The 16113-nt window shown below is 65.9% G+C and carries 16 protein-coding genes and 1 pseudogene; 6 read left to right on the top strand and 11 right to left on the bottom strand.

All coding sequences use genetic code 11. From position 1 onward, the window contains the following. Positions 1 to 17: 17 nt before the first annotated feature. Positions 18 to 1664, top strand: a complete 1647-nt coding sequence (groL, locus tag FIU85_RS07865) for a chaperonin GroEL (RefSeq protein ID WP_152496489.1) — start codon at positions 18 to 20, stop codon at positions 1662 to 1664. A gap of 725 nt (positions 1665 to 2389) precedes the next feature. Here the strand turns inward: groL and FIU85_RS07860 are convergent. Then, a complete protein-coding gene (locus tag FIU85_RS07860) occupies positions 2390 to 4465 on the bottom strand; it encodes a bifunctional sulfate adenylyltransferase/adenylylsulfate kinase (protein ID WP_152496488.1) in 2076 nt (691 codons plus the stop codon). 19 nt (positions 4466 to 4484) lie between these two features. Continuing rightward, on the bottom strand, positions 4485 to 5453 hold the full coding sequence (locus tag FIU85_RS07855) for a LysR family transcriptional regulator (protein ID WP_152496487.1): 969 nt from the start codon (positions 5451 to 5453) through the stop codon (positions 4485 to 4487). Here FIU85_RS07855 and FIU85_RS21950 point away from each other — a divergent pair. Beyond that, positions 5452 to 6095: pseudogene (locus FIU85_RS21950) on the top strand (DUF6647 family protein). The gene FIU85_RS07855 and the pseudogene FIU85_RS21950 sit on opposite strands and share 2 nt — an antisense overlap. 216 nt (positions 6096 to 6311) lie before the next feature. Here the strand turns inward: FIU85_RS21950 and trxB are convergent. After that, entirely contained in the window at positions 6312 to 7292 is a 981-nt protein-coding gene (trxB, locus tag FIU85_RS07845; RefSeq protein WP_152496486.1) for a thioredoxin-disulfide reductase, read from the bottom strand. A gap of 218 nt (positions 7293 to 7510) precedes the next feature. On the opposite strand from trxB, the gene FIU85_RS07840 reads away from it, so the two are divergent. After that, entirely contained in the window at positions 7511 to 8011 is a 501-nt protein-coding gene (locus tag FIU85_RS07840; RefSeq protein WP_152496485.1) for an Lrp/AsnC family transcriptional regulator, read from the top strand. 6 nt (positions 8012 to 8017) lie between these two features. Here the strand turns inward: FIU85_RS07840 and FIU85_RS07835 are convergent, their stop codons facing one another. The 3 genes from FIU85_RS07835 to FIU85_RS07825 form a co-directional block, all read right to left on the bottom strand. Further along, positions 8018 to 8314 carry a hypothetical protein gene (locus FIU85_RS07835; RefSeq protein WP_152496484.1) on the bottom strand — a complete coding sequence of 99 codons (297 nt, stop codon included), beginning with the start codon at positions 8312 to 8314 and terminating at the stop codon, positions 8018 to 8020. A 74-nt stretch (positions 8315 to 8388) separates the two neighbouring features. Then, positions 8389 to 8814 (bottom strand): SgcJ/EcaC family oxidoreductase, encoded by a 426-nt coding sequence (locus tag FIU85_RS07830; RefSeq protein ID WP_216648897.1) that lies wholly within the window; start codon positions 8812 to 8814, stop codon positions 8389 to 8391. A gap of 100 nt (positions 8815 to 8914) precedes the next feature. After that, positions 8915 to 9760, bottom strand: coding sequence for a helix-turn-helix domain-containing protein (locus FIU85_RS07825; RefSeq protein ID WP_152496483.1), 846 nt, complete (start codon positions 9758 to 9760; stop codon positions 8915 to 8917). A gap of 130 nt (positions 9761 to 9890) precedes the next feature. Here FIU85_RS07825 and FIU85_RS07820 point away from each other — a divergent pair, with 130 nt between their 5' ends. Beyond that, positions 9891 to 10094, top strand: coding sequence for a DUF2061 domain-containing protein (locus tag FIU85_RS07820; RefSeq protein ID WP_152491270.1), 204 nt, complete (start codon positions 9891 to 9893; stop codon positions 10092 to 10094). Between the two features lie 24 nt (positions 10095 to 10118). Here the strand turns inward: FIU85_RS07820 and FIU85_RS07815 are convergent, their stop codons facing one another. From FIU85_RS07815 to lgt, 5 genes are all read right to left on the bottom strand, one after another. Continuing rightward, positions 10119 to 10901 (bottom strand): Hint domain-containing protein, encoded by a 783-nt coding sequence (locus FIU85_RS07815; protein ID WP_172978013.1) that lies wholly within the window; start codon positions 10899 to 10901, stop codon positions 10119 to 10121. A gap of 293 nt (positions 10902 to 11194) precedes the next feature. Then, on the bottom strand, positions 11195 to 11323 hold the full coding sequence (locus tag FIU85_RS22500) for a hypothetical protein (protein ID WP_261391488.1): 129 nt from the start codon (positions 11321 to 11323) through the stop codon (positions 11195 to 11197). A gap of 300 nt (positions 11324 to 11623) precedes the next feature. Further along, a complete protein-coding gene (gene pgeF / locus FIU85_RS07810) occupies positions 11624 to 12379 on the bottom strand; it encodes a peptidoglycan editing factor PgeF (RefSeq protein WP_152496482.1) in 756 nt (251 codons plus the stop codon). Further along, positions 12376 to 13443, bottom strand: a complete 1068-nt coding sequence (locus tag FIU85_RS07805) for a class I SAM-dependent methyltransferase (protein ID WP_152496481.1) — start codon at positions 13441 to 13443, stop codon at positions 12376 to 12378. Before FIU85_RS07805 ends, pgeF begins: the two co-directional genes overlap by 4 nt. Next, positions 13440 to 14348: a prolipoprotein diacylglyceryl transferase gene (gene lgt, locus FIU85_RS07800; RefSeq protein ID WP_152496480.1), complete on the bottom strand. Its 909-nt coding sequence runs from the start codon at positions 14346 to 14348 to the stop codon at positions 13440 to 13442. The genes FIU85_RS07805 and lgt overlap by 4 nt, the downstream gene beginning before the upstream one ends. 97 nt (positions 14349 to 14445) lie before the next feature. Between lgt and FIU85_RS07795 the strand changes: the two genes are divergently transcribed. Together FIU85_RS07795 and FIU85_RS07790 are read left to right on the top strand one after the other, a co-directional pair. Further along, a complete protein-coding gene (locus tag FIU85_RS07795; RefSeq protein WP_103763316.1) occupies positions 14446 to 14691 on the top strand; it encodes an accessory factor UbiK family protein in 246 nt (81 codons plus the stop codon). Positions 14692 to 14827: 136 nt separating this feature from the next. Next, positions 14828 to 15937: a VWA domain-containing protein gene (locus tag FIU85_RS07790; RefSeq protein WP_152496479.1), complete on the top strand. Its 1110-nt coding sequence runs from the start codon at positions 14828 to 14830 to the stop codon at positions 15935 to 15937. The last annotated feature ends 176 nt before the right edge of the window (positions 15938 to 16113 follow it).

The following is a 16113-nucleotide window of genomic DNA, read 5'->3' as shown; positions in this document are numbered from 1 at the left end:
ATCAGGAGCGACTTAATATGTCTGCAAAAGACGTGAAATTCGATACCGATGCCCGCAACAAGATGCTGCGCGGCGTCAACGTCCTGGCCGATGCGGTCAAGGTGACCCTTGGCCCCAAAGGCCGTAACGTGGTTCTGGACAAATCCTTTGGCGCGCCGCGCATCACCAAGGACGGTGTGTCGGTTGCAAAGGAAATCGAACTGGAAGACAAGTTCGAGAATATGGGCGCGCAAATGGTGAAAGAAGTCGCCAGCCGCACCAATGACGAAGCCGGCGACGGCACCACCACCGCGACCGTTCTGGCCCAAGCCATCGTGAAAGAAGGCATGAAAGCCGTGGCCGCGGGCATGAACCCGATGGACCTCAAGCGCGGCATCGACCTTGCGACCAGCAAAGTCGTCGACGCGATCAAATCCGCCGCGCGCGAAGTCAACGACTCGGCCGAAGTGGCACAAGTCGGCACCGTGTCGGCCAACGGCGAAGCCGAGATCGGCCAAATGATCGCGGATGCGATGCAGAAGGTCGGCAACGAAGGCGTCATCACCGTCGAGGAAAACAAGGGCCTCGTCACCGAGACCGACGTCGTCGAGGGCATGCAGTTCGACCGTGGTTACCTGAGCCCCTACTTCGTGACCAACGCCGACAAGATGACCACCGAGCTGGAAGACTGCATGATCCTGCTGCACGAGAAAAAACTCTCGTCGCTGCAGCCGATGGTGCCGCTGCTGGAGCAAGTCATCCAGTCGCAGAAACCGCTGCTGATCATCGCCGAAGACGTGGAAGGCGAAGCGCTGGCGACCCTCGTGGTCAACAAGCTGCGCGGTGGCCTGAAGATCGCCGCTGTCAAGGCGCCGGGCTTTGGTGACCGTCGCAAGGCCATGCTGCAGGACATCGCGATCCTGACCGGCGGCCAAGTGATTTCCGAAGATCTGGGCATGAAGCTGGACAACGTCACGATGGACATGCTTGGCCAGGCCAAGAAGGTGTCGATCACCAAGGACGAGACCACCATCGTCGACGGTGCCGGCGAGAAAGCCGAGATCGAAGCACGGGTCAGCCAGATCCGTCAGCAGATCGAGGACACCACCAGCGACTACGACCGCGAGAAGCTGCAAGAGCGTGTTGCCAAGCTGGCAGGCGGCGTTGCCGTCATCCGCGTGGGCGGCATGACCGAGGTCGAAGTGAAAGAGCGCAAGGACCGCGTCGATGACGCGCTGAACGCGACCCGCGCGGCCGTTCAGGAAGGTATCGTCGTGGGCGGCGGTGTCGCGCTTGTTCAGGGCGCGAAGGCGCTGGACGGCGTCGAGGGCGCCAACAGCGACCAGAACAACGGTATCGCGATCGTCCGCAAGGCGCTGGAAGCGCCGCTGCGCCAGATCGCGGAGAACGCAGGCGTCGACGGTTCCGTCGTGGCAGGCAAGATCCGTGAATCGGACGACCTGAAGTTCGGCTTCAACGCGCAGACCGAGGAATATGGCGACATGTTCAAGTTCGGCGTGATCGACCCGGCGAAAGTCGTGCGTACCGCGCTGGAAGACGCCTCCTCGATCGCCGGTCTGCTGATCACGACCGAGGCCATGGTTGCCGACAAGCCGCAGAAAGAAGGCGCTGGCGCCGGCGGCGGCGGCATGCCCGACATGGGCGGCATGGGCGGCATGATGTAAGCAAGGTTTTCGCCTCGGCGAAAACCGTCGCCCGGTTGGCGTCCGACACGATCGGATGTCGACAGGGTGCCGCGAAAAACGAGGGCCGTCCCGTCGGGGGCGGCCCTTTTCGTTTGATGGGGAAGCGAGTGCTCAAGGGCAGGGAGTGCTTCGGCTGCTTCGCGCCCATTGCAGAGACGTGTGATCTATAGCTCCGAGCGCCATTGACGGGCCGCGGCGCGGCGATCCGACGGTGGGTCGGCAGCGCTTGATCCAGGCCAGATCCGAAACAGGATTGAGCGAAGCGCTGAACGTCACCCAATCGCCGGGCCGTGGGGGCGGCCCGGCGATGGCGCGGGGCCTGCGGCCTGAGTCAGCGCCAAGGCTGTAGATCAAATGTCTTCTATGTCCGCAAAGCCGACATTCGTGCCGCCTGCAACGACTGTCGGGATCGAGCCCGTTGCAAGACACTGGCATCGAGCCCCCAGCCGGTTAACCGCCGCGCAGCGGCCCGGCCATCGGCAGCCCCTCCCTCGGGCTGGCGATTTGGCTGAGGTTGGGCGCAACCATCATTCGGATCGCCATCCCAGGCACTGACGATGTCCTCCGTCGTGAACGGCGGCTCCGTCCGCATTGCAGACCTCCGGCACGGAAAATTTCGAGGGTTTCGGCCGCAAGTTGCCCCGTGACATGAAAAAAGGCCGCCCCCGGACGGGAGCGGCCCACAATCTTGGAGCGTCGCCGGATCAGCCGGCGATCAGGCCCATCTGTTCGAGTTTCAGCACGACCTGGTGGGCGCAGTTGTCGACATCGACATTCTCGGTCTCGACGCGCAGTTCAGGATTTTCCGGCACGTCGTAGGGATCGGAGATGCCCGTGAACTCCTTGATCTTGCCTTCGCGCGCGAGCTTGTAGAGGCCCTTGCGGTCGCGGCGTTCGCATTCCTCGATCGAGGTGGCGACGTGGATCTCGACGAAGGCGCCGAAGCTTTCGACGTCTTCACGCACGGCGCGGCGGGTGGTGGCATAGGGCGCGATGGGTGCGCAGATGGCGATGCCGCCGTTCTTGGTGATCTCGCTGGCCACGTAACCGATACGGCGGATGTTGAGGTCACGGTGCTCTTTCGAGAAGCCGAGTTCCGAGCTGAGGTTCTTGCGGACGATATCGCCGTCGAGCAGCGTCACCGGGCGGCCGCCCATTTCCATCAGCTTGACCATCAGGGCGTTGGCGATGGTGGACTTGCCCGAGCCGGAGAAGCCAGTGAAGAACACGGTGAAGCCCTGCTTGGCCCGCGGCGGACGGGTGCGGCGCAGTTCCTTGACCACTTCGGGGAAGGAGAACCATTCGGGGATTTCCAGACCTTCCTGAAGGCGGCGGCGCAGCTCGGTGCCCGAGATGTTGAGGATGGTGACGTTGTCGCGGTCCTCGATCTCGTCCATCGGCTCGTACTGGGCGCGTTCCTGCACGTAGACCATGTGCTTGAAGTCGACCATTTCGATGCCGATCTCGTCCTGATGCTCGCGGAAGAGGTCCTGGGCGTCATAGGGGCCATAGAAATCCTCGCCCGCCGAGTTCTTGCCCGGACCGGCGTGGTCGCGGCCGACGATGAAGTGCGTGCAGCCGTGGTTCTTGCGGATCAGGCCGTGCCACACGGCCTCGCGCGGGCCGGCCATGCGCATGGCGAGGTTCAGGAGCGACATGTTCGTGGTCGAGGCCGGGTACTTGTCGAGCACCGCCTCGTAGCAGCGGACGCGGGTGAAGTGATCGACGTCGCCCGGCTTGGTCATGCCGACGATGGGGTGAATGAGCAGGTTGGCCTGCGCCTCTTTCGCGGCGCGGAAGGTCAGTTCCTGGTGCGCGCGGTGCAGGGGGTTGCGGGTCTGGAAGGCGACGACCTTGCGCCAGCCCATCTTGCGGAAGAAGGCGCGCAGCTCGTTGGGTGTGTCGCGGCGGGCGCGGAAATCGTAATGCACGGGCTGCTGGATGCCGGTGACGGGGCCGCCGAGATAGACCGGACCGGCGGTGTTGTGCAGGTAGTTGACGGCCGGGTGCGCGGAATCGTCGGCGCCGAAGACCTTTTCGGCCTCGTGCGCCTTGTTCGGGGTCCAGCGGTCGGTGATGGTCATGGTGGCCAGGATCACGCCTTCCTGGTCGCGCAAGGCGATGTCCTGTCCGGGCTCGATGCTGTCGGCGAAATCCTGGGAGACGTCGAGCGTGATCGGCATGGGCCAGAGCGTGCCGTCGGCCAGGCGCATGGTGTCGACCACGGAATTGTAATCTTCCTCGCCGAGGAAGCCCTTGAGCGGGTTGAAGCCGCCGTTCATCAGGAGTTCCAGGTCGCAGATCTGGCGCGGGGTGAGATCCCAGCTGACGAGATCGGCCGCTTCGACCTTCAGTTTCTGCGCGCTTTCGTGGGAGACGTAGAGTTCGGGGATGGGGGCGAGGTTGTTCTGCACTAGTCTGGTCCTTTGGTTGAGGGGGGCGAGCCCGCTTCGCGTGCCGGTCAGTTCGGCATGAAGCGCGTCGTATTCGGCGAATTTCCGGGCGAGGAAATCATCGGTGAGGCGCAGCATTTCCGCCGCTCCCCGGGTGGTGAGCGCGTAGGCGAAACGCTGGCGCTTGTCGGGGCCGGAGCGGTCGCCGACCTTGACGAAGCCGGCCTCGGTCGCCTGCCGGAGCAGGGTGTTGAGGCGGCCGAGGGACACGTCGAGCGCCGCCGCGAGCGTGCGCTGGGAGGCCTCGGACGACCGATCCAGCTGCCGCAGGAGGCGGAAGAGGAGGTCCCGGTCGGGGAGGCTGGATTTGGCGTCAGGGGCGGACATGCGGCGACTCGAAGTATGTTCACGCGTGAACACATATGGGAGGCGGCCTGCCTTGTGAACCCCCTTTCGGGGCGGCACGGGGATTGTTGCCGATATGCCGTGAGCGAGGCGCGCCGACGCTATTGCGCGGCGGACATGGGCGCGGTGGCGGCCTGGGATCGTCGGCGTGCGCCTTGGCGCAGGCGACCGAGTAGATCGCGCCGGGAATGGTGTCGGTGTCGAAAAGCCGCACGAGACGCCCCGAGGCCAGCGTGCCGTGCACCATCGCGTCGAAGGCCATGGCCACGCCGTGCCCCTGTTCGGCGGCGGTGGTGGCCAGTTCGCAATTGGGGAAGGTCGGGCCGGGCGGCAGGTCGGGTGCGCCGAGTCCGGCTGCGGCAAACCATTCCTGCCAAGAGTCGTCGGTATCGTCGTACATCAGCCGCTTGCGCAATAGGTCGCGCGGGCTGCGGATATCTTCGCGGTCCATCAGGTCGGGGTGGCTGACCGGGTAGCGGCTGGAGGTCATCAGCGGCTCGGTGTGGACGCCGGGGTGGTGCGTGTCGCGCCACTGGATCACCACGTCGCTGTCATTGGACGAGGAATCGATGTCGGGCGCGCCCGTCGAGACCCGCAAGCGGGTCCGGTCGCCGAAATCCAGCCAGTGCCGGCGTGGCACCAGCCAGCGGGCGGCAAAGCCCGGAGTACAGAGCACGCGCAGGTTTCTTTCGCCCGCGTCACGCACCGAACGGGTGCTGTCGTCGAGCAGGTCCAGCAGGCCGGTCAGCTTGCCTGCATAGGCGCGGCCGGTCAGGGTCAGGTCCATCCGGTTGCCGCTGCGTTCGAACAGCGCGGTGTCGAGATACTCTTCCAGTGCGCGGATCTGGTGGCTGACGGCAGAGGGCGAGAGGCACAGCTCTTCGGCTGCGTGCTTGAAGCTTTTGTGGCGCGCGGCGGCCTCGAACGCCTTGACCGCGGCGAAGGGGGCAAGTGCCGTCCCATGGCGGATGAATTTCCTTCATTGGCAGATGAAAAATAGCCTTTTGCGCCGGGGCGCGGTCGAAGCTTTGCATTTTCGGGACATCAATCAAATTGCCCAGGAGGTCGCCATGTGCATCCTGTCCCGAGCCGGCCTGTGGTCGGCGCGTAGTGGTCTTTTCTGCCTTGTTCTCATGGTGTTTGGCGGCGGCGCTTGGGCATCCGATCTTCTGGCCTGGGTCGAGGCAAGGGCGCTGACTGAGCTAGTGGCGCACATGGAGGTCTGGCTGGACGAGCACACCGATCTGCCGCGTCGCTCGGACGCGCCGGAAATTCGGCTGACGTCCGAGGCCAAAGTGGCGCGGCTGGCGCCGATGCGTGCGGCGTCGGACGCGTCACACACGCGGGGGCTTTATGATCCTGACAGCGAGACAATCTGGCTGGTTCGGCCGTGGAACGCGAAGGATCCCTATGACGTGGGTGTTCTGTCGCACGAACTGGTGCACACCGGCAGGCGCCGCCCGGGCACTGGTATTGCCCGGGCGCGCAGGAATTGCCGGCCTGCCGGGTGCAGCAGGCATGGCTGAACGCGCAGGGGCTGGAGCCGGACGTGAACTGGGTGGCGGTGGTGCTGGAGTCGGGATGCACGCTGCGGGACATTCATCTCGAGTGAGGTGGGTGAGCGTGGGTTTTCACCCACCCTACGAGGTCCCGGATCAGGTCCGGGACGGGTGGAGTGGGGCCGCGCCGGTAGCGCATTGGTGTGGGTTGGGGGCCAGCCCCCAAGCGCAGGATTGATTGGGGGCCAGCCCCCAAACGCAGGATTGACTGGGGGCCAGCCCCCAAACCCCCGGGATATTTTCGGCCAGAGGAAGGCGGGGCGTGCGGCTCAGGCTTGCGGGACGTAGGCCTCGGGGGCGGGGGCGTCTTCGGGCAGCTCGGCGATGAATTTTTCCGCGTCGAGGGCGGCCATGCAGCCCATGCCGGCAGAGGTCACCGCCTGGCGGTAGATGTGGTCGGTGAGGTCGCCCGCGGCGAAGAGGCCGGGGATCGAGGTGCGGGTGGAGCCGGCCTCGACCTTGACGTAATCGCCGTGATGCATCTCGACCTTGCCCTTGACCAGTTCGCTGGCCGGCGCGTGGCCGATGGCGATGAAGACGCCCTTGCAGGGAATTTCCTGCGTCTCGCCGGTCTTGGTGTGCTTGACGCGCACGCCGGTGACGCCTTTGGGATTGTCGTCGCCCAGCACCTCGTCGAGTTCGTGAAACCACAGGGGCTCGATCTTGGGGTGTTTCAGCAGGCGGTCCTGAAGGATCTTCTCGGCGCGCAGTTCGTCGCGGCGGTGGATGAGCGTGACCTTGGAGGCGAAGTTCGTCAGGAAGAGCGCCTCTTCGACGGCGGTGTTGCCGCCGCCCACCACGACGATCTCGTCGCCGCGGTAGAAGAAGCCGTCGCAGGTGGCGCAGGCCGACACGCCGAAGCCCTTGAACGCGTCCTCGGAGGGCAGGCCGAGCCACTTGGCGCGCGCCCCGGTGGCGAGGATGACGGCGTCGGCGGTGTAGGTGGTGCCTGAATCACTCTTGGCGATGAAGGGGCGTGTGTCGACGTCGAGCGAGGAGATGATGTCGCCCACGATCTCGCAGCCCATGGCCTTGGCGTGGGCCTCCATGCGGACCATCAGGTCGGGGCCCTGGACCTCGGTGTCGCCGGGCCAGTTCTCGACCTCGGTGGTGGTGGTCAGTTGGCCGCCGGGCTCGATGCCCTGCACGAGGATGGGTTCCAGCATGGCGCGGCTGGCATAGACGCCGGCGGTGTAGCCCGCGGGCCCCGAGCCGATGATCAAAACCCTGGTGTGACGTGTCTCGGCCATGTCCGATCCCCCTTGATCCGTGGAGCGGGGCATGAGACGCCCCGCGTGAGTCCGGACAGATATAACGGGGCCGGGCGGGGGTGTGTAGCCCCGCAAACCCGGTATGCGGGGGTCGGGACGACATTTTCTGTCCCGAAAGGATATTGCGCCGGGGTGAAACATTATTGCGCGTGGCGCCGGTCGTGATATAACAATCGCGAAATCAACCGGAGAAACCGATGCCTGCGACGCGCCTTGACGACATTGACCGCATGATCCTGGCCGAATTGCAGGCGGATGGGCGGATGACCAACGTCGAACTGGCCCGCCGGGTGGGCATTTCCGCGCCGCCCTGCCTGCGCCGGGTGCGCACGCTGGAGGAGCAGGGGTACATCAAGGGCTATCACGCCGACGTGGACGCGCGCGAGCTGGGATTCGAGGTGCAGGTCTTTGCCAGTGTCGGGCTGGTGAGCCAGGCCGAGGCGGACCTGAGCGCGTTCGAGGCGCGCTGCCGGGCGTGGCCGCTGGTGCGGGAGTGCCACATGCTGAACGGCGAGGTGGATTTCATCCTGAAATGCGTGGCGCCGGACCTGAGCACCTTCCAGAGCTTCCTGACCGGCGAGTTGACGGCGGCGGAGAACGTGGCGTCGGTGAAGACCTCGCTGGTCATCCGCTGTGCCAAGGACGAGCCGGGCGTACCCTTCGAGATCCTGGAGGAGCGGCTGAGCCGGTCGGCCTGAGCCTGGTCAGAAGCCGCAATAGTCGGAGCCGTAATAGCGGTAGCGGAAGGGGTTGCGGTCGAGCACCTCGATATCCTCGCGGGTCGACACGGCGATGACGGCGTTGTTGGCGCCCATCAGGCCGTGGCCCGCGTCCCGGTAGATCTGCAGAAGCTGTGCCTCGGTCAGGACGCAGGCGTTGATCTCGAAAATGTAGCGGACGAAATCGTCGGGATCGTTTTCGCGGGGTGGCGGGCGGTCATTGGCCAGTGCCATGGGGGCAAGGGACAGGACCGCGAGACAGGTCAGGTGAAAATGGCGCATGGGGAAACCCGTTCTGGCTGAATGCGCGGAGTGTGCGCCGTATGCCGGGGCGCAGCAAGCGGGCAGGGCGGCGTCTAGTCGACCTTGAGCACGTGGTACATGTCGCGGGTCAGCAGGAGTTGGCCGTCGATCACCTCCCACAGGTGCATGTAGCGCCCGACGATGCGCTGCTCGCCCATCATGACGACGGTTTCGCCGATTTCGACCGCGCTGGTGTCGAAGCCGCGGATGTCGAAGGTCTTGAATTGCAGCTCGCGGGCACCGGCGGCGAAGGCCTGGGCGTAGTGCCGGGCGATGGCCTCGCGCCCGAGGATCGAGGCCTGGCCGGGCGGCAGCAGGGCCGCGTCGGGGGCGTAGAACCCGGCGAGGCTTTCGGCATCCTGCGCGTTGTATGTAGCGACGAAGGCGGTCATGCGGGCGATGACGGGGTTGTCCTGGGCCTGGGCGGCGGTGCCGAAGGCAAGCAGGAGCCCGAGGGCGAGGATAGGCAGGCGAAGCATAGCGGCGGCTTTCCGTAGGGCTTGGGGGGCAGATGTCTTGCCCGAAAGCGTAGCCGCGACGCGACCGGCGATGCAACGTCGATGGCGGGCCAGGGCCGTCTCAGATGTGTTTCGCCAGTCCCGCGATCCAGCCAGGGGCGTCGCGAGCATCGACCACGGCCTCGCGGATCAGCCAGTCCATGTGACCCGACAGCAGCTTCAATCGGGAGGGTTCGCGGAAGGCGAGGTAGAACCGACCCACGTAGATCACACCCATGAGCGGGCCGAACAGGGTGACGGGCGCGGAAAAGAGATTGTGCGCGTCGAAGAGGTTGAGGCGCAAGGACGGAAAGAACGTTTCGGCCTGTTCGGCCAAGTGCAGGATCTGTTCATGCCGCGCGTCGCGGTCGAGCCCCTGCCAGTAGCCGGTGCCACGGGCGAAAGCCTCGAGCTCGTGCCGGGGCATGGCGATCTCGTACTCGGTCGCCTCGCGCCGGAGCCAGTCGAGATTGTCCTGCATGGCGCGCACGGCCTGGCCGGGTGTCTTGCCGAGAAAAGCGGCGTATTCCCAGCGCATCACCGCCTCGGTCTTGAGCATGTCGGGCAGGGTGGCGGGGACGTGGCGGACCTTGTAGCCGCTGGCCTCGCGGTGCCAGTCGAGCAGCTGGGCGTCGGCGGAGGTGCGGTCGGCTTGCGTCATGCTGAGGGCGGCCTCGATCACGTCGCCGGGGCGCTCGGGGCGATCGGTGAGGCCCAGCAGCCAGTCGGAGCTGACCCCGAGCGCCTCGGCGCAGCCGGCGGCGAGGTGGGCGTTGGGCATTCGGGCGGTCTCGGCGTCGAGCAGTTGCGACACGGTGGAGCGGCTGACGCCGGTCTGGCGCGCGAGCGCGCTGAGATTGGTGCCGGTCATGGTCATGGCGCCGGTGAGCCGGTCGCGGAAGATCGTGGCGCGGGCCTGTTTGTTCATATTGGTGCCGCTTGTCCAGTTTAATGGACATCCATCCGTTTTGTTAAGCAAAGGCAGAATACACGACAGGGTGCCGGGATGCTAGGTGGTCGACAGAGACGTAACACGACGCGGCAGAGGAGCATTGGAGATGGAGACGAACAAACGCACGCTGGCAAAGGCGACAACCTGGCAGGTGCTGGGCCTGATGGTGATGACGTTGATCGGGTTCATCATGACCGGATCGGTGGCGCAAGGCGGCACCTATGCGATGATCACGGCGGCGATCGGCTTCGTCACGTTCTTCCTGCACGAGCGGATCTGGGCCGGGATCGGCTGGGGTCGCCGCGGCTGACCGGGCCGGCGGCGACGCCCAGCGTCAGGCTGTCAGGCCCTGCAAGGGCAGGCGGGGATGGCAGATGCTGCCGAAATCGGCGGGTTTCTTCACATGCGGAAAGAGCGACAGGAAGAGGGCCAGCATGTTGGGTCCCATGGCGCGCTCGAAGCCGGGGCCGGGGTGGAAGCTTTCGACCTCGATGCCCGAGGCGCGCAGGATGGCATGTCGGCGCAGGCAAACATGATAGACCGTCACGGGCCGGGGCGGCACCAGTTCGATCACGTTCATGCCGTCGACAAGGTCGCTGACCGGGGTCAGTACGCGTTCGCGCCCGAAGCTGTCGCGCAGGCCGGGTGGCCGGCCGAGGATGCGCGCACCGGGACCGGCGGTGAGGTTCAAATCGGGGCGGCCCAGGCCGAAGCTGTCCGGCATGATCCGGGTCAGGCGGCAGGCGGACTGGTCGAGGCCGGCGGCGGACGGAACCAGCGTCATGGCGCCGATCCAGAGCACGCGGGAGGGACCGTGATCGGCGGTGGAAACGTTCATGCCAGGTTCGAGATCCTGCACGGCGACCTGACCGGAGGGCGTATGCAGGAGCGTGCCGTGGGAAAAGGCGGAAAACGCGCTGTCGAAGATCGGGGTGGCCGGGGCGATCTGGTCGGTCCAGCCGGCCGTTCCGTCCGGGCGCAGATACGTGACCCGGAACTTGCGCATCGGGCGCGGCGACCGGGCGGCGGGAGGGACCTGCGCCGTGCCGGTGCGCGCGTGTGTTGCATTTGTCTTGTGCGCCACCGAGAGAGAGGTGGCGATGGTAGGGGTGCCCATCGTGCGATCCTTTTCAGGGTCATCACAACCGCGTCGGCCCCCACCGACAACGACAGAGGGATGGTCCGTCATGTACGTTACAGGGCCAATAAAGGCAGAAACGGCGAATTGTAGTCAAATTTTGCGGGGAATTGTCCGAAGGGGTCGGACAGTGCGCGGGAATGCCGGGCTATTGTCCGTGCCGGTGGGACGAAGCTGCCACATTTCACGGTCGGGGGCATTCGAATCAACGATGGCCGCTCTCGTCAGCGAGGCGGCCATTGCCGGTGTCGGAGATCGGGGAGTGGACCGGATCAGGCGATCCGAAGCGTGGATGTCTTGGGGGTCATGCGGTTCGCATGGCGCACGCGGCGCGAGAACGGCATGTCCGGGGTGGCCTGCTGGCTGGTTTCGATCAGGGATTTCATCCAACGCTTCTTCATGGTCTTTCCTCTTGGTTTTATCTGCCTCGCCGCCGTTTTTGGGGCGTGTTGTTCTGATGGGTTCATATTTGCCCGGGTTTGGGGCCATGGTTTGGCGCGGCGAAGAAAATCCGAAAAATTTTTCGGGTCGCGCCGCCCGGATTGTGGTCGCGTTGTCGCAATTGGAAACGGCCAGTGAAACAAGGTTGATCGCGGAGGTGGCGGAACCAATCCGGGGGAGAAATAGGTGATTGTTTCGCAGATTGAGGCAATCTCGTGGACGGTTTTGCCCAGATCGCGACAGAATTGCGGTGCGCCGGTCTAAAGACGGATGGCCGAGATCAGGCGGCCGTAATCGGCCTCGCCGTTATGAGTGGCGCGGCGGTAGGAAAAGAACCGCTCGGCATCGCTGTAGGTGCAATGGCGGGTCCAGGTGGCGTCGCCGACGCCCGCGCGGCGCAGGCGGTCAAGGCCGAAGCCGGGCAGGTCGAACTGGTACTTGCCCGGCTTGCCATTGGCGAAAAAGCGGGTGTTGCCGGGATCGTCGTCGGCGAAACGCTCGAAAAACTCCTCGCCCACCTCGTAGGCGGGCTGGCTGATCGAGGGGCCGATGACGGCGGTGGTGTCGGCGCGGCGGGCGCCGAGCGCCTCCATCGCGTCGAGCGTGGATTCCAGGATGCCGTCGACCGCCCCGCGCCAGCCGGCATGGGCGGCGCCGATGACCCCCGCCTTGCGGTCGGCAAAGAGCACGGGCTGGCAGTCGGCGGTCAGGATCGCCAGCGCGAGGCCGGGTGTGGCGGTGACGATGGCGTCGGCCCTGGGTCGGGCCTCGGACGGGCCGGTGGCCACGTGCACGTCGGTGGAATGGGTCTGTTTCACGGTGATCAGGTGATCCTCGGCCACGTCCATGGCGTGGGCGACGCGGGCGCGGTTGATGCTGACGACCTCGGACTGATCCGAAGAGCCGCGGCCGCAGTTCAGCCCGTGAAACACGCCCGACGACGCCCCGCCCTTGCGGGTGAAGAAGCCGTGGGTGACAGGCGCGAGACTGTCGTCGGTGAGGATTTCCAGCGTCATGGTTCCAGTCCGGGTGGCGGTGCGGCGCCCTCGGGATAGAGCGCCATCGCTTTGAAGAGCGTCCCCATTTCCTCTCGTCCGGTCAAGCGATGAAATGCGGCGTGATGCGCGTCTAGCGTGTGCCCGCTCATGTTCCCGGCAAGGGCCTCGGCCCGCTGGGTGATGCCGAGGCGGGACAGGAAGAGCGCCTGCGGGGCGAGACGGGTGGTCTTGCAGGTGCCGTGGGCGGCGTCGGTGAGCGCCTCGAAATCGACATGGGCGGAGAGGTCGGCCAGGCCCGGTGCGGCGAGGATGTCGGCGCGGTCGTGGCCTTGCACGGCTTGCAGCGTGTCGCCGAGCGAGCGCCAGTCGCCGTAGTCGATGATGAGCGCCGCGCCGCCATGCGACGCTATGCGGCGGGCCAGCGCGTCGATGACGGGGGCGGCGGCGGGGCAGGTCTCGACGATGTCGCCGTCGGCCGTGTCGTCGAGCCGGTGGGCGAGGGTCGGCTCGATCCGCTTGGCGTTGAGGCCGAGGGCGAGCGTGTCGTCAGAGAGGCCGACGACGCGTTCGCACCAGCCGTCGCCCTGGCGCTGGAACTGGCGGATGGGCAACGCGTCGAAGAACTCGTTGGCGACCGAGAGCGTGGGCAGGTCGGGCAGGGTGTCGGCGCTGTCGTGCCAGGTGGGGGCGTGAGCGGCCAGGGTTTCGGCCTGCCGGGCGCGCAGGGCGGGGGAACTTTCCACCAGATGGACCTGCAGGGCGTCGTGAAAGCCGGGCACGCCGCGCGTGGCGCGCAGGGCGTCGGCCATCAGGGTGCCGCGGCCGGGGCCAAGCTCGACAAGGGCGACGGGGTTGGGCGCGCCCTGGTCGAGCCAGGTTTGCGCGAGACAGAGGCCGATGAGTTCGCCGAACATCTGGCTGATCTCGGGGGCGGTGATGAAATCGCCCTGTTCACCGAACGGGTCGCGGGTGGAATAATACCCGTGCCGGGGATGCATCAGGCAGGCGGCCATATAGGCGTCGAGGCGCATGGGGCCGGTCGTGGCGATCTCGGCCCGCAGGATCTGGGCCAGGGGGGTCATCCGGGGGCGGAGGCGCGGGCGTGTCTGCGGTAGGCCAGCACCAGCGTGATCAGCCCCATGGCAACCATCGGGATGCAGAGGATCTGGCCCATGGTCAGGCCGTAGCCGTTCACGTGCCACGCCAGGCCCAGCGGGTTGCCGGGGCTGACGAACTGCGCGTCGGGCTGGCGGACGAATTCGACGATGAAGCGCCCGATGCCGTAGCCGGCGAAGAAGATTCCGGTGGCGGCACCGACGCGCTTCAGCAGGCCGCGACGGAACACGAGGTAGAGCAGGATCGCGCCCAGGATCAGCCCTTCCAGCGCGGCTTCGTAGAGTTGCGAGGGGTGGCGGGCGCAGATCCCCACGGCGATGCCGGCGCAGTCCTGCGCCGCCGCGCCAGGAAAGATCACGCCCCAGGGCAGGTCGGTGGGACGGCCCCAGAGCTCGGCGTTGATGAAGTTGGCGATACGGCCCAGGAGTAGGCCGACGGGGGTGACGGCGCAGAGGATGTCGGCGACGGTCAGCCAGCGGATGCCCTGGATCTTCGAATAGGTGATGCAGGCGACGATGACCCCCAGAAGCCCGCCGTGAAATGACATGCCGCCCTGCCATATGAGCAGGATTTCTGCCGGGTTCTGCAGGTAATACATGGGCTGGTAAAAGAGCACGAAGCCCAGCCGCCCGCCCAGAATGACGCCCAGGATGACCCATGTCGCCAGATCCTCGACCTGTTTCACGGTCATGGGGGCCACGTTGTCCTTCCACAGGTGCGGACGGTTGATCGCCATCACCACCAGACGCCAGCCGATCAGGATGCCCGCGATGTAGGACAGGGCGTACCAGCGCAAGGCAATCTCGAACCCGAAGACGGTGAACGAGAACACCTCGGACGAGATATCGGGAAAGGGGATCGCTGCTTTCATGGGCGCCTGTCTGCTGCTGGTGCGTGGCGAAGTCAACCTTGCCCCGACGCGGTTTGGTGCCCATATAGGGATCAAGTGTAACGGAAGGTAGAGCGATATGCAGACGCGCAATAAGGTTCTGGACGATATCAGCCAGCTGATGACGAACGCCATGGGCGTGGCACAGGGCGCCAAGCAGGAGGCCGAGACGGCGATGTCGTCGATGGTGGACCGCTGGCTGGCCGACCGCGATTTCGTCACACGCGAGGAATTCGACGCGGTGCGCGCCATGGCGCAGAAGGCCCGCGAGGAAAACGAGGCGCTGAAGGCGCGGCTGGACGCGCTGGAGAAAGGCGCGAAGTAAGGCCCTTTCTACGGGCTGGAAGATATGGCGCGGTTCGGCAACGAGCCGCGCTTTTTCGTGCGGACGGCAAAACCTGGCCGTACGGGCCAGAAACCGGATATAAGATTCTGGAGTGGCGGGTGCGGGAGGTCGGGTCATGCGCGGTTTGACGGTTTGGATGGCGGCTGCGGTGATGGCCGCGCCGGCTTGGGCGCAGGAGGGCAGCGTGGACTGCCAGGCGGTGCTCGACGCCGTTCTGGCGGACCGGCCCACGGAGTACCGCTCCTGCGCGGCGGAGATCGTGCCAGCCGAACTGCGCCAATGCGAACCGCCGGAGACGGTGGGCGGACGGCCCAGCAGCCATATCCTGCTGGCGATAGACGCCTCGGGCTCGATGGCCGGCCGCGTCGGGGGCGAGACCAAGATGGCCGCGGCCAAGCGCGAGGCGCTTGGTTTCCTGCGGGACATGCCGCAGGAGGTGTCGGTCGGGCTGGTCATATATGGCCACAAGGGCAACAACGAAGACTCCGGCAAGGCAGAGTCTTGTGCGGCCACGGAGATGGTGCACGGGTTCGATGCGCCGCGATCGGCGCTGGAGGCGAGCATCGGCGCGTTGGAGCCGGTGGGCTGGACGCCGCTGGGGGGTGTGCTGGCTTATTCGGCCGAGGTGGTCGCGGAACTGGAGCCGCCCAAGGAGGGCGATCTGGCCCCGGTGATTTACCTGATTTCGGATGGGGAGGAGACCTGTGACGGGGATCCGGCGGCGCAGGCGGCGGCATTGTATGAGGCCGGGGTGCGCACGACGGTCAACACGATCGGGTTCGATGTGGATGCCGAGACGGCGGCGCAGCTGGAGGCCATCGCCGAGGCGGCGGGCGGCACATATTATCCCGCCGACGACGTGGCTGCGTTGCGCCGGCAGCTTGATGCGATCACGGCGGCGGAGGCATCGCTGGCGCGGTACCGGAGTTGCGTGAACGCCAACCTGGGTCGGATCGCGGCACCCTATCACGACGCGCGGATCGCACTGGCGGGATGCTACGCGCGGAACGATCCGATGAAGGCGAAATCGGCGCTGATGAACCGGGCGCGAAAGGCCGAGCGTGATGCCACGCCGGAGGCTGCCTGCGCGGAGATGCTGACGGCACATGCGCTGGCGATGGAGCTTGATGGCGGGTTCCTGAACCGGCAGTTCAAGGCGTGGGGCGAAGAGGCGGAGGCCAGGATGGAGGCTTATCGCGAGGAGATGCGCCTGGACGCGGAATAGGGACGCGCGGGTGGGTTTTCACCCACCCTACGGGTGAAGGCGGCGCAAAGGTGGGTTTTCACCCACCCTACGATGTGTCCGGGCCGCGGATCATGGGAATAACCTTGCGCATATCGGCGCGCGATGTCGGCACGATGCTGCTGACATCCGGGGGCAGGATCCATTCAGTCGAAATC

The sequence above is a fragment of the Roseovarius sp. THAF8 genome, assembly GCF_009363735.1.
In the GTDB taxonomy this organism is placed as follows: Bacteria; Pseudomonadota; Alphaproteobacteria; order Rhodobacterales; family Rhodobacteraceae; genus Roseovarius.
This window is presented reverse-complemented; position numbering and strand designations above follow the sequence as displayed.

Excerpts from the sequence above, each read along its gene's own strand:
- FIU85_RS07825 (WP_152496483.1), bottom strand. The coding sequence starts at position 9,760 with ATGAACAAACAGGCCCGCGCCACGATCTTCCGCGACCGGCTCACCGGC.
- trxB (WP_152496486.1), bottom strand. The coding sequence starts at position 7,292 with ATGGCCGAGACACGTCACACCAGGGTTTTGATCATCGGCTCGGGGCCC.
- FIU85_RS07790 (WP_152496479.1), top strand. The coding sequence starts at position 14,828 with ATGCGCGGTTTGACGGTTTGGATGGCGGCTGCGGTGATGGCCGCGCCG.
- FIU85_RS07820 (WP_152491270.1), top strand. The coding sequence starts at position 9,891 with ATGGAGACGAACAAACGCACGCTGGCAAAGGCGACAACCTGGCAGGTG.
- FIU85_RS07860 (WP_152496488.1), bottom strand. The coding sequence starts at position 4,465 with ATGTCCGCCCCTGACGCCAAATCCAGCCTCCCCGACCGGGACCTCCTC.
- groL (WP_152496489.1), top strand. The coding sequence starts at position 18 with ATGTCTGCAAAAGACGTGAAATTCGATACCGATGCCCGCAACAAGATG.
- FIU85_RS07835 (WP_152496484.1), bottom strand. The coding sequence starts at position 8,314 with ATGCGCCATTTTCACCTGACCTGTCTCGCGGTCCTGTCCCTTGCCCCC.
- pgeF (WP_152496482.1), bottom strand. The coding sequence starts at position 12,379 with ATGACGCTGGAAATCCTCACCGACGACAGTCTCGCGCCTGTCACCCAC.
- lgt (WP_152496480.1), bottom strand. The coding sequence starts at position 14,348 with ATGAAAGCAGCGATCCCCTTTCCCGATATCTCGTCCGAGGTGTTCTCG.
- FIU85_RS07830 (WP_216648897.1), bottom strand. The coding sequence starts at position 8,814 with ATGCTTCGCCTGCCTATCCTCGCCCTCGGGCTCCTGCTTGCCTTCGGC.
- FIU85_RS22500 (WP_261391488.1), bottom strand. The coding sequence starts at position 11,323 with ATGAAGAAGCGTTGGATGAAATCCCTGATCGAAACCAGCCAGCAGGCC.
- FIU85_RS07795 (WP_103763316.1), top strand. The coding sequence starts at position 14,446 with ATGCAGACGCGCAATAAGGTTCTGGACGATATCAGCCAGCTGATGACG.
- FIU85_RS07815 (WP_172978013.1), bottom strand. The coding sequence starts at position 10,901 with ATGGGCACCCCTACCATCGCCACCTCTCTCTCGGTGGCGCACAAGACA.
- FIU85_RS07805 (WP_152496481.1), bottom strand. The coding sequence starts at position 13,443 with ATGACCCCCCTGGCCCAGATCCTGCGGGCCGAGATCGCCACGACCGGC.
- FIU85_RS07840 (WP_152496485.1), top strand. The coding sequence starts at position 7,511 with ATGCCTGCGACGCGCCTTGACGACATTGACCGCATGATCCTGGCCGAA.